The organism is Komagataeibacter intermedius TF2 (assembly GCF_000964425.1).
Lineage (GTDB): Bacteria > Pseudomonadota > Alphaproteobacteria > Acetobacterales > Acetobacteraceae > Komagataeibacter > Komagataeibacter intermedius.
In genome coordinates this window covers 1-11,406 of the sequence record NZ_BANF01000132.1, presented here as the reverse complement: position 1 = coordinate 11,406, position 11,406 = coordinate 1, and the positions used below count along the sequence as shown (strand labels likewise).

The 11,406-nt window shown below is 51.3% G+C and carries 11 protein-coding genes; 1 reads left to right on the top strand and 10 read right to left on the bottom strand.

Annotated elements, in window-relative coordinates:
• Nucleotides 1-149 precede the first annotated feature (149 nt).
• Nucleotides 150-767: a lytic transglycosylase domain-containing protein gene (locus B7449_RS13805; RefSeq protein ID WP_235721143.1), complete on the top strand. Its 618-nt coding sequence runs from the start codon at nucleotides 150-152 to the stop codon at nucleotides 765-767.
• Nucleotides 768-1,033: 266 nt separating this feature from the next.
• On the opposite strand, the gene B7449_RS13800 is transcribed toward B7449_RS13805, so the two are convergent.
• From B7449_RS13800 to B7449_RS19855, 10 genes are all read right to left on the bottom strand, one after another.
• A complete protein-coding gene (locus B7449_RS13800; protein ID WP_048883720.1) occupies nucleotides 1,034-1,579 on the bottom strand; it encodes a DNA -binding domain-containing protein in 546 nt (181 codons plus the stop codon).
• Nucleotides 1,580-1,607: 28 nt separating this feature from the next.
• Complete coding sequence (locus B7449_RS22110) at nucleotides 1,608-1,814, bottom strand: transcriptional regulator domain-containing protein (protein ID WP_039735290.1); 207 nt, start codon at nucleotides 1,812-1,814, stop codon at nucleotides 1,608-1,610.
• 311 nt (nucleotides 1,815-2,125) lie between these two features.
• Entirely contained in the window at nucleotides 2,126-4,621 is a 2,496-nt protein-coding gene (locus B7449_RS13795) for a TonB-dependent siderophore receptor (protein ID WP_235721142.1), read from the bottom strand.
• Nucleotides 4,622-4,841: 220 nt separating this feature from the next.
• Nucleotides 4,842-5,825 (bottom strand): FecR family protein, encoded by a 984-nt coding sequence (locus tag B7449_RS13790; protein WP_039735291.1) that lies wholly within the window; start codon nucleotides 5,823-5,825, stop codon nucleotides 4,842-4,844.
• Between the two features lie 91 nt (nucleotides 5,826-5,916).
• Entirely contained in the window at nucleotides 5,917-6,426 is a 510-nt protein-coding gene (locus B7449_RS13785) for an RNA polymerase sigma factor (RefSeq protein ID WP_039735292.1), read from the bottom strand.
• Between the two features lie 287 nt (nucleotides 6,427-6,713).
• Nucleotides 6,714-7,838 (bottom strand): DUF1176 domain-containing protein, encoded by a 1,125-nt coding sequence (locus tag B7449_RS13780; RefSeq protein WP_082084877.1) that lies wholly within the window; start codon nucleotides 7,836-7,838, stop codon nucleotides 6,714-6,716.
• Nucleotides 7,839-8,018: 180 nt separating this feature from the next.
• Nucleotides 8,019-9,173, bottom strand: a complete 1,155-nt coding sequence (locus B7449_RS13775) for an N-acetylmuramidase family protein (protein ID WP_082084876.1) — start codon at nucleotides 9,171-9,173, stop codon at nucleotides 8,019-8,021.
• Between the two features lie 173 nt (nucleotides 9,174-9,346).
• Nucleotides 9,347-9,880, bottom strand: coding sequence for a hypothetical protein (locus B7449_RS24325; protein ID WP_141654792.1), 534 nt, complete (start codon nucleotides 9,878-9,880; stop codon nucleotides 9,347-9,349).
• Between the two features lie 464 nt (nucleotides 9,881-10,344).
• On the bottom strand, nucleotides 10,345-10,974 hold the full coding sequence (locus B7449_RS19860; RefSeq protein ID WP_141654793.1) for an HNH endonuclease: 630 nt from the start codon (nucleotides 10,972-10,974) through the stop codon (nucleotides 10,345-10,347).
• A gap of 94 nt (nucleotides 10,975-11,068) precedes the next feature.
• Nucleotides 11,069-11,311: a hypothetical protein gene (locus B7449_RS19855; protein ID WP_141654794.1), complete on the bottom strand. Its 243-nt coding sequence runs from the start codon at nucleotides 11,309-11,311 to the stop codon at nucleotides 11,069-11,071.
• Nucleotides 11,312-11,406 lie beyond the last annotated feature (95 nt).

Here is an 11,406-nt window from a genome sequence, read left to right as displayed (position 1 = left end):
GAGCACTGAACAAATCGCTCTCCGGTAAACCCGGGGCAGTTCAAACAGGACATGTTCCATCTGGTCTGGAACCGTCCCCGAACGCCGTCATGATCCGGGTTAAAACAGTGCCCGGTCTGCTGGTGGTCTGCGCCGGGTTTGCCATCCCCATGCAGACGGCCAGCGCCGCGCCGTTCGAGACCTACGTCGCCGAGGCGGCCACGCGGGCGAACATCCCGCCCGCATGGATCGCGGCAGTGATGCGCGCGGAGAGTACAGGTGATGCGTCGGCGGTATCACCCAAGGGGGCGATGGGCCTCATGCAGATCATGCCCGGCACATGGCGGGAACTGCGTCACGCGCTCAACCTTGGAGCTGATCCCTATGATCCACACGACAATATCGCGGCGGGGGCGGCCTATCTCCGGTGGCTGCATGAGCGCTATGGCGATGCGGGTTTCCTCGCCGCCTATAACGCCGGTCCCGGGCGGTATGAACAGCTTTTGACATCAGGAAAAATGCTACCCGACGAGACGAAAAAATACGTCTCCAGAGTCACCCGGCTGCTGCATGGAGTGTCGGTTGACGGCACAATTTCCGGAGTGGATTTTGTCGATCAACCACACGAACAAACACCGTCCGGCAGTCCAATTTTTGTGGGGGCGTTTGCATCCCGAGAGGCGACTCAAGGTGCCCCCGAGGTGATGCCGATTTTCGTTCAGGCGATACGATCAAAGACCCCACCTCATGGCCTGTTCGTCCCTGTTTCGCAAAGGAGCGCGCCGTGACAGTGGATTTACGGCATGAGAGGGGAAAACTGTCGTCCCATCGGAAGCATTTCGGGAATGTGCCGGGTGTTGGGCAGATCGGGAAACATGAAGAATTAAGAAGGCAAGATAAAACGGCCTGCCACGTCGGGCGACAAAGCGCGGTCGCGCCTTGTCTTCTGGTGTGCAGGGCGGGTCGGTCGTGTGCAGGGTTTTCAGTTCAGGCGCAGTCTCCTGCCGTTTCGCCTGCACAGTGGGGATTTTGGGGCAGAATCTCCCCTTCGGCTTTACCCTTCGGTCAGAAGTTTGAGATAGCCACCCTTAACCAAGGCAATCCCTTCATCACGCCAGTCTCTGGCGGACTTGCGCCAAGCATGATCGCGCCATTCGTCCAGCGGCATGGTCAGGGCGCGGGGATTGATGAGGACAGCAGCAATCCGCCGTTCATCGGCACCGGCCCGATACAGGTCATAGGCATGCAGGCGACGGATCAGATTCAGGGAGCGAACTGGCGTGATGGAAGGAGACATACGGGAGGGTAGTCTGAAACCGAGATGATGGGACACGAAGCGCCTCGCCTCGTCACAGCGGCTTCGGTAATGGGGGTCTATCGGAATGACCACGGCTGGCCGCTTTGCAGCAGCGGGATCATCCAGCAGGAAGGAGAATATCCCGAAGTTACCGGTCACGGTGATGGAACGTCCCGCGTCATCCTCGCTATCGAACAGGACGCGGCCCATTGCCTCGAAATCCAGAGAGCGCAGGTCAGTGAAGCCCCTTGGCGCATCCGTCAGGCTGATGATCCGGGTGGTATCTTCCCTGCGCCAGATCACGGGTTTCCGGGTGATGGGGACGTCTGGATTATGGACAAAACTGCAACCTCCATCGGTCCCGGAACGCCGCCCACAGGAGCGAGGGACTGGCGCTGGCTCCGGCCCGCCGCAGAATGTCGCGATAATCGCTGACATAGCCGGACCAGCGCCGCATGAAAGCCCCGGCAAGGGCGGAGGCCGGGAGGGTTCTGAGGATGGCCAGATCGACCTCGGAATGCCAGATGTCGGATGGCATGGAGACAGTCCTCTCGGCTGGGGAGCCACCGATCGGACGCGACAAAACACGCCGCGCCAGTCAGGCAGCCCCGCTTGTCTGGTTACATTGAGTTCTCACGCCTTGCAGCGTGACCTTATGAAAATTGCAGGGACGCCCCACGCATGTTGCGCAGTATCACCCACTGAGTTTGACAGGGGTTGCCCTCGCATCTTGCCGGGGACAGTCCACGCTTCTTGCATCTGGCCTGCCCCACGACTTTGACATTGAGATGAGGGGCAAAGTGCTGAAACTAATAGGGAAAAGGTGCTGTAGTTCAGGGTGGGAAAATTTCACCAGCTATAGGACAGATTCCCATACACACGCCGTGCTTGACCATACGAGCAACTCGCATAACTATAACAAGACGTAAGATAACGTTTATTAGTTAGATTTGAAATCGCCAACTGAGCACGAAGACCTTTTAATGCAGGAGACAAATTCGCAAAATCGTAGTGAGCACCCAAATCAAAAAGAATGTAGGCAGGAACTTTTGTAGAGTTTGAATTGTCTGTATAGGTGAAGCCGTTATATCTGGCACCGAAATTTACCCCCATCCCTCGAAATGAGGTTTGAGAGAGCGTATAGTCAACAAAAAAGTTTACCATATTCCGAGGAACTGATCTAATATATCTTCCTTTTTCTGAAACAGAACCATAACTATTCCCGTTTATATCATAAATATCCTCTGATGTACTGCTTTTCGCGACACGCGCATCAGTAAAGGAATATGAAGCAATTAAATGAAGATCACGTGTAATATTAGCATGAGCAGAAAGTTCAACACCTTTTGATACGACTGTTCCTGCATCTATATCGTATCCAGGATGCACAGGATCATTAGTTATGTAGTGATTTTCTTTGATATGATAGGCTGCAGCTGTCAGGAATACATCAGTATGGGGAACATAATATTTAATTCCCGCTTCAAATTGTCCACCTTGCAACGGAGAGATCGGCTTCCCAGCATAGTCATATTCACCTTCTTGAGGTAAAAATGAAGTTGCATAGCTAAAATATGGTGTTAACCCAAATTTGAAATTGTAAGTCAACCCTGCTCTCCACGTAAATTTAGATGCAGTATAACCTTTTGTTCGTTTGTAATGGACTGAAGTGTAAGTTCCGTCACCATTTCCACTTCCAACATACGTATTAGTCGTGCCAGACGCCCAATCTTGGCGCCCTCCAAGTATAACCGAAAGAGAGCCAATTTTTATCTGATCCTGAAAATATATACCTTTCTGAAAGTATGAAGATTTTGTATCATTAATATCAACTGGATCTGGTCCGGTAAGCGAATAATTAGGAACTTGCCCCCCATAAACCGGATCCCAAATATTTATTGGGAAGCTGTTATAATCATACGCAAGATTTTGCGATACGTCGACTTTTCTAAAATCCATACCTACCACAATTGTTTGCTTTAACAGCCCTGAGGGAATGTGGGCCAAAAGCCTACTATCAAGACCAATGTTGTTGTTTTTAACTACCCCTTGCCATGCATAACGATTAAAAACATCTGCATCACTACCAGATACATTTTCATAAAGTTGATTCATATTATTATGGGAATCAGAATACCTAAATACCTGCTGGAACGATAAGTATTTATTAAACGTATGGTCAAATTGATATTCGAACTCAGCCGTTGTCGCACCAGATTCGTTAACATTCGGATCACCTAGAAAACGGCTGCGAGGTATATAGCGACCGTTATTACGGATGAGTGTTCCATTAAGTGGATATCCAACCCAGTTAAGCCCATCGTTAGGTGTATAAAGATAACTGCCTATTAATGTCAGGTTGGTCTTTGCATCAATTTTCCATTTAACCGAAGGCAATACTCCGACACGTTTATAATTGATATAATCCGTTTGAGTGCCTTGGGTTACTCCAATAGCAGCAACTCGATATTGCAGATTTCCGGATTTAGTAATATTATCGCCAATATCAACGGTCGCTTGATACCGCCCCCAGTTCCCAAAGCCGACTGAAACATTATGTATGGGAGTATCTGTAGGCTTTTTGAGGCTGGTAGCAATTAGGCCTCCGGCTCCGACCTGACCATACAAAACCGATGCCGGTCCGTTGAGCGCTTCAACGCGTTCAACAAATGCTGTTTCTCCCGCCGTATAACTTCTGGTGTTCAGTCCGTCGACAAACTGGCTCGCGTTGAATCCGCGCATAATAATAGAAGCACTGGTGCCTGCACCACTTCCATTGATAGCCATTGATCCATTGTCACCCGTGCCATACCGGTCCGCGTACACCCCAGGTGTATATCGCAGCGCTTCCATAATATTTTGTGGCTGCTGGTCTTGAAGTTGTTGCTTCGTAATAACGTAAATAGAGTTGGGAATTTCTGTAATAGGTGTGTCCGTTTTTGATCCAGCGGTTGTATAATGTGCAACATACCCGACCCCGGGGCCAGTTGCGCTTTCTTTGCCGAGTGTCCCGCCTACACGGACCGGACCAAGGGTGATATTGGCGGAAGCCTTAACGATCACAAACGCATCGTGGCCCTTCGCCATATAAGAGAGGCCTGATCCGTTCAAAAGCTGTCGGAGTGCTGAGGACGCGGACATCGTCCCCGATACGCCCTTCGTCACGACGCCGCGTGTCAGATTTCCGTCAGCCGTAATCTGATAACCAGCCTGCTGCCCAAAGATCGCCAGAGCTGGCCCCAGTGGTTGCGCTGCGATGTGAAAGTTTGCGGCTTGCTCAGTTGACTGCTGATTGGCGATTGTCGCCGTTGCAGCCATAGCCTTATCAGCGACACCAAAACTCAAGGTAGTGCTAACCATAAGAAAACACGCGAAACTTCCGCGCGGCAGAACGTGGTAGGCGGACGATTTCACAGCATTTCCTCCGGGTGAAAAGGACAGCGCCGCATAGAATGCGATTTCTTCGCATTTGCGACTTCTATTCCTTCCACGTACGAGAGGGGATATTTTCAACGCGCTGTTGAAAAAAAATCTATCCGGCTGGGAAAAAAGGGCCGTCGGCCCGTCAGAAAGCTGCGACCAAGACAAGCCACGGAGTCAGTTCAGTGACACGAACTTTCTGTTGTTCCGCCATCAGCTTCAACGTCGCCACGGGGTCATCCAGACGATAGAAACCTGTCACCGAAACCTTAGACAGGCCACGACCGACAACGACTATCTTTCCCCGATAGAAAGGACGGAGACGATTGATCGCCTCAGCCATAGAGGCGTCCTGAAGCGAAAGCTGATTATGCCGCCATCCCCCGATCAACGGAGTTGTGTTCACCCCTTCAATTGCTCCTGTCTCCAATTTGACGGCTGCCGCTTCCCCTTGCTTCAGCGATCGTGTCAGTCCGTGGTCGGATTGGACTGCGACCTCTCCTTCCGCAACCTCCACTCTGACGCCGCTATCGCTTTCCGCTACATCGAACGCAGTACCGATATCCCTGACTGTCACACCGTCGAGAGCGACAGAAAATGGTCGAGCCGGGTCATGCTTAACCTCGAAGTAACCCTCGCCGTAGCGAAGCTCCACCCCGCGTTGTCCTGGCTGATACGCTAATTTGAGCGCTGAACGGGGAGCCAGGAATATGCGAGTGCCATCAGCCAGCGTGAAGGTTCGTGTCTCTCCCGCTTTCGTCACATAATCAGCACCAATCCCGCGCCAATCAGTCAAACCCACGCCCAGAACGACCACTGCACACGCACCAGCCACCGCAGCGACCCGTATGGTCCATCGCTTTCGACGTAGTGTCGGATACCGGACAGCACCTTGAGGATCACGGGTGAATGGCTCCCATTGAGCCCGATGCGTCGGAGACATTCTACCGATAAGATCGACTGTCTGCTGGATCGCCGCCCAAGCAATAGCATTTGCCTCACGCGAGGCCCGCCATTGCTCGAAGCGTGCATAAAGCTCGGCGTCATCAGGAGCTTCCTTTAGGAGAATATCCCAATCCGCTGCTTCTTCTTCAGCCTGTTCGTCGATCCCGCCGTTCGCCGTCGTCATCACCACCTTTGATACTCGCCCTCTGACACCGTCAGCCTTACATGGCTACCGGACAGGCTATCATTCTTTTATCAGACGATTGGGAACGTCTTTATTCGTCATCAAGCCGACGACGACAGTGGCGTAATCCGCGCGAGATCATCGCATGAACGGCGGGTACAGTCATATCGAGAAAGGCCGCAATTTCGACCAGCTTGCAGCCACCGATTTTGTACATTTCCAACGCGATTCGGGTTCGTTCCGGAAGGTCCGCCATCGCCGCATCCAGACGAGCAATCTGCTCCCTCCCAGCGACCTCGGCTTCTGGTGACGGTCGATCATCCGGAAAAGAGTCGTAAAAAGTCTCGCTCTGTACGGCTTGATCCTCGAACTTCACGGCGCGCCTATAGCCCGTGATGGCGAGGTTCCTAACGATCCGATAGAAATAGAACAAAGGTTGTTCGATGGGGCGACCACCCGTCTGCCGGAGATGGTCAGCCTTGGCCCAAGCTTCCTGAACAATGTCCTCCGCATCCGCCGATCTGCCGGAAACTCGCCCCGCGTACTCGATCAGCGTCGCGCGATGTTTGAGATACGCCTCAAAGACCTTGTCTTTCGTCACACCCCAAGCTTTCTTTCCGGTTATACGCTCGCGCCATGCAAATGAGAATGGTTATTATCTTTTAACGCACTCTAGCGTTTCTAGCAAGGCGAGGTCGCGTGGCGTCCGGATTGAACAGCTACATGCAGGCATTACCTACACGTCGATGGTGAGTGAGTTATGATGGAAATGGTTGCGGGGAAAGACAACCAACGATACTTGTGATTGGTTGGCTGCAGAATACCCCGGGCTTGCTGCATGACATGGCAATAATACCAGGCGAGCGGAATCGTCCAAACAGAACCTGCCTACTCCGTCCTCTGTTCCCTTTGCTGGACCTTCGATCGATACAGAATAGGCCAGTCACCCGACATGCTGCCGCCACAGCCAAGCTGAAAGGTCATCCTCGTCAGAACGAAATGGTGGCCATCCCACCGCCATTCATGAGAAGCACCGCAATAAGCCAGACCCATGCCTTTGTAAAAGTCCGTAAACGTTCCAGTCGCCACGTCAAAATCAGGGTTTGTCACAATACTTCCTTCATCGCCTGTGTCCCCCTTGATCAGGACGGGACTTGGCAGGCTGGCGGGCTCAGGTTGGCCATTGCCGGTGCGCGGGACGACAAAAACCAAGGACGTCCCCTGATATGCCGCCATCGAACATCCGAACAAAATAAGCGCATTGTTCTTGTCCAACCCGTAAGCCTCTGTTTCCAGAAGGCTATCAGTTCCTTTATCCAGACTATCACAACTCTGCTTTTTTATGAGCTTAACCTGCGTTCTTTCTGTCCATGCCATCAAGCGGGCCCGCTCTCTGCGGGCAAGAACGATGGAGCGATGAGCGGATGGAGCGGGCGGCAGTAATGGCGCGGGAGGTACGGCGCTGGCTGATTTCGTCCCCGTACGGATCAGTGCTGTTACACCGCCCAATCTTCCCTGTCGGTCATCCATGTGCAACATTGCAGCACTTAACCCGTTCAATGGCACGATCCCATCACGTACCTGCAGCATTGTCCCGTTGCGCAACTGCGCCACAAACGCCGTAACGACTTCAGGCCGTTTTCCAGACAGAATCGTGATTCCGTCCCGTGTGTTGAGTGCCCATGCCGAACGGTCCAACAACAACGGCCTGCCGTCCACACGCAGATCCGCCAGCCCAAAGGGAAACCCGGCGGCCAACCGCGCTTCAATCACACCATCCGGTCCGGCATCACGAATAAAGCGCAGGTCAACCGATCCGTTGATTGGCCTGTCGTCTGGCATGGTCGAAGTGACATCGTCATCACCCTGTACAAATCCCTTGGCTTCGCAGGTCAAAATATTGTCGCATGCAATCAACCACGATCCATAAACGTCATAAGATGGCGTTGCCGCCTGAGTTGCCCCGGTCACAATCAGGAATAGAAAGATTAAGGGCATACATTCATTTTTCATCCTATTCTCTTTCTACATGTCTGATTAAGCTAGCCATACAGGAGAGTTGGCCCGAACGGCAACTCCGTGCATTCAACCCCTCGAAACTATCGTTTGGCGAGATAGTTCGGTGAACGTCGAAACGATAAGAAAATATCGCCGTCGCACGCTGCAGCGGCCATGTCTTTTACGCCAGATATTTCACGGTTTCCGCTGCTTCAATTCCTGCTGTGTTCTCTGAGACCATGCCGTTCTTAGAAAAGCCGCGTCTATGTCATTTTTGGCAGGTGGGTCTTGAATAAACGTGTTCATGATAATTTTTTCGTAATTAGCCTTGATGCGTCTGTCATAATTATACCTGTAGTACGTAGGACCGTTGTAAACACTCGCAAATGTTGCCCAGTCCTTGTTGATCAAAGCGCGTCGCATTTTACTATTAGAGAGATTAAATTTCACAAAAGCATCAGCCTGTTTATTAATATCACCCATGGCACGAACAAAATCAGATACAGAACCATACCCAGCGCGACGAAAATTCTCACCTAGGATTTGAAACGCGCCCCATGACGTCGCTTTGAGAGCTGCATCGTAATCTAGCTTCATTGCCGCATTGAGCCGTTCATACTGCTTATTGTAACCTCCATACTCTCCCGGCCCACGGACTGTGCCGGAAATATCGGGAGCGATCGCGTCAAAGCGACTGTGAGTCATTTTTTTAAAAATGTGTCGTTCATAAAGAATTTGTGGTCGGTTCAGAATATCAAAAGCCGGTTGATTAGGAGATGCTTCAATCATGACTACAGCCTTGATTGCGGCAGTTTCACAGCCGATTGCTTTTGCCATTCGCTGATATTGGGCCTCACTTATCAAAGCGGCTGTAGATGCCGAGGGCAGACCACGTCTAACGACACTAAGTGGAATGAAAAAATCAGATAGTGTCGGAATACGAAATTGTATTGCAGCTTTTGATACCTGCACAGAATCGCTCAGGCGGGTTTGTGTGTTGAGCACACGAAGCAATGCACTCCGTTGTTCTATGCGACCGCTAGAATGACCGGTGTCTCCCAGTATTTGTTGAGCTTTCGAGATAGCATCGACGGTACGCTGGCCGCATCTGCCATCAACACGCAAGGGTGGAAAGCTTTTTGGTAGGCGTTCATTCAGAAGATTTTGAATAGCAAGAACATCTTCGGATCGGTTGATGCCACCTCGGCCAACGGATCCGGAAATAGAGACAAGTTTGGATAAAGCCATGACAAACTCCATAAATGACGCGCCTTTACAGGCAGCACTTTGGTATAAATAATAAAAATTTGAAAACGTAAGAAATTTAATTCTATTTTTCAGAATTTCCATAATAAAAATGAAGATCTTGAGATTTTATTACTTATTGTTTGGCTTATTTTCTTTACACATAAGGGAGTGCTTTTACCGTTGTGAGAAACTGCATCAGAATCCTCTTTTACGACCAAGGAATATAAAAGCAACAGCCTCTGTACGGGCACGATGGGATTTCACTTAGATAAAATCTATTGTTCTTTATTTGTTCCATAAATTGAGCGCAGTGTCAAGTCTGCTTTCTGGAGATGGAAGGCGTGGTCTCTGACCCTCTCTCCGGCGGAGATGTTGACAGGTTCCTGGTAGAGACCGGTTTCCCGGGCGATCCCGCTGTAGACGGCTGCGGTATCGATGCAGAGCACGGCATCGGGCGCGAGCATGGGTTTGAGGCAGGAGCCGATGGTCCGTTGGGCAGGATGGCGTAGCCCGTATTGCGTTGGCAATCGCGCATGACGAGCACGGGCGTCTGCTCGTCGAGCGGCGTCCCGCGCCGTCCGGTGGGCGCGCCCCGGTGGCGGCCGGGCGGGACGGGATAGGATAATGCCTTCACCTGGATGGCCCCAGACGTGCAGCCCCTTGAAGGACCGTCGAAAGAAGGTTTCGTCCGCCTCCACTATGCCGCTCATGAGCGCCGGCTGCTCCCAAGACGGAGCGGCCAGAAAGCGATGCCGCCAGCGGAAGGACGTCCGGATGGCGATTGCGCAGGCTTTTGCGGTCCTCCGTATGCTCGTGGTCTACGCAAGTGCCGTGGCAAAACCCAGCCAGCGGTCCTTGTGACGAAGCCGGGCAAGGGTCGTGCCCGTAGGTAGCAAATCATTGAAATTATTTGACATTTGATAGCGCGTCATGTTATGCGCAACAAAAAACCACGCCAAGTCAGGGACTTAGCGGGGTTTTGAGGGTGTTTCTGGTTGCGGGGGCAGGATTGCTTCTCAAGTTGCAGCAATCCCAAATTGAGAACAAAGCGGATTCAGATAACTGTTTTCATGCACTCTTTTCCACATGCGCCTGATACGGAAGCATCCTCACTCGCCTCTCGCCCCCATGCCATCGGCAGAATATGCTGCTAAGGCAAATTATTACTGATGCCCATGGGGCCAGCGAGGCCGAGAGACCAACTCTCGACCCAGACCGTCGTCACTAGGCGGTTCACATTCAACGACATAAAGCAATTCTTAAATTAACGAGATCACTCCGCGTTCGGCAATTGGGCAATGATATTCTCGACAGCAGCTTGAGCCATTAGACCATCTGCAAACACCGTGCTCACTTCTGTTTCAAAACGTCTGTCGACTGCCCTATTCTCCCACTCAATATATTTTTCGGCGAATCTTAAGAGATCGCACTTGTATATAGTGAACTTTCCCTTGGACGTTTTTGGAAGATAGACTTGTCCAACCCTAAGAATATGATCAGCGAACCGATTAAAGTGCGGGTGGATAATCTTAAAGTGCTGGGAACCCGATGGATATGTTACCCGGCGCGCATTCGTCAGAACCTCTGTCGATGACTTCGCGGTATTACAATCAAGACATGCAGCCGCAAGATTCGTCGGCGTAAACATGAACCATGCATGCTTACTGCGATCGGCAATATGCTCGACGTCCCACACACGGTGATTTTCAGTGCCGAGATGACGATTACAATAGCAACAACGGGAGCCTTGCGCAGTGATGTAGAAAGTTTTCACGCGCCCACGCAAGTCTTTCAGCTCATCGCTTGACCAGTAATTGCTATCCATGTTAGGTCGCGGGAGATGATTGAAGGCATCAACGAGGGTTTGGTCGTCCTCGCAATAGACGACTGGCGTCACAATCATTTCTTGATTTCCACCGCAGCAGCCTGCAATTCCCTAATCAATTGCGCAACAGGGCTTTGTGGATCGAGCTTGGGCAGACTCTCACTCAGAATCGTCATTGTATTGACATACGATGATGATGTAATCTGGCCATCCGCAGCGCCTTAATAATCTCTTCCTTTAGATATAAATTATTATTCCCCGGTTCGTTGAATGCTGTTGCAAGTAAGAAGTCATATGACTTGCCTGCATACCCACGAGCATCTTCTATATGCCCTCGTTCAGGATCGAGAGATACCACATTCAACGCATCGGGATTGATATCCGAGAGAATCAAGGGCGAATGGGTAGCGAGCACGAAATGGCAGCCAGTATAACAGCTAAAGGTGTTGGTCAGAAGTTCTACGTAGCTAGGGTGTGTCGTCAGTTAATTCCAATGATGGCGGAGACGAA